The organism is Streptomyces sp. NPDC002499 (assembly GCF_053595415.1).
Genome location: NZ_JBSFXO010000032.1, coordinates 1 through 1066 on the forward strand (window position 1 = coordinate 1; position 1066 = coordinate 1066).

At 56.2% G+C, this 1066-nt stretch carries 1 rRNA gene; it reads right to left on the reverse strand.

What is annotated here, in order from left to right:
* Positions 1–1066 (reverse strand): 23S ribosomal RNA (locus ACWD5F_RS45445); the annotation flags it as partial.

Consider the following 1066-nt stretch of genomic DNA (forward strand, 5'->3'; position numbering starts at 1 on the left):
GGGTGGGAACACTCATCTCGAAGCAGGCTTCCCGCTTAGATGCTTTCAGCGGTTATCCCTCCCGAACGTAGCCAACCAGCCATGCCCTTGGCAGAACAACTGGCACACCAGAGGTTCGTCCGTCCCGGTCCTCTCGTACTAGGGACAGCCCTTCTCAATGTTCCTGCGCGCGCAGCGGATAGGGACCGAACTGTCTCACGACGTTCTAAACCCAGCTCGCGTACCGCTTTAATGGGCGAACAGCCCAACCCTTGGGACCGACTCCAGCCCCAGGATGCGACGAGCCGACATCGAGGTGCCAAACCATCCCGTCGATATGGACTCTTGGGGAAGATCAGCCTGTTATCCCCGGGGTACCTTTTATCCGTTGAGCGACGGCGCTTCCACAAGCCACCGCCGGATCACTAGTCCCGACTTTCGTCCCTGCTCGACCCGTCGGTCTCACAGTCAAGCTCCCTTGTGCACTTACACTCAACACCTGATTACCAACCAGGCTGAGGGAACCTTTGGGCGCCTCCGTTACTCTTTAGGAGGCAACCGCCCCAGTTAAACTACCCATCAGACACTGTCCCTGATCCGGATCACGGACCCAGGTTAGACATCCAGCACGACCAGACTGGTATTTCAACGACGACTCCACAACCACTGGCGTGATCGCTTCAAAGTCTCCCAGCTATCCTACACAAGCCGAACCGAACACCAATATCAAACTGTAGTAAAGGTCCCGGGGTCTTTCCGTCCTGCTGCGCGAAACGAGCATCTTTACTCGTAGTGCAATTTCACCGGGCCTATGGTTGAGACAGTCGAGAAGTCGTTACGCCATTCGTGCAGGTCGGAACTTACCCGACAAGGAATTTCGCTACCTTAGGATGGTTATAGTTACCACCGCCGTTTACTGGCGCTTAAGTTCTCAGCTTCGCCCAACCGAAGTTGGACTAACCGGTCCCCTTAACGTTCCAGCACCGGGCAGGCGTCAGTCCGTATACATCGCCTTACGGCTTCGCACGGACCTGTGTTTTTAGTAAACAGTCGCTTCTCGCTGGTCTCTGCGGCCACCCCCAGCTCA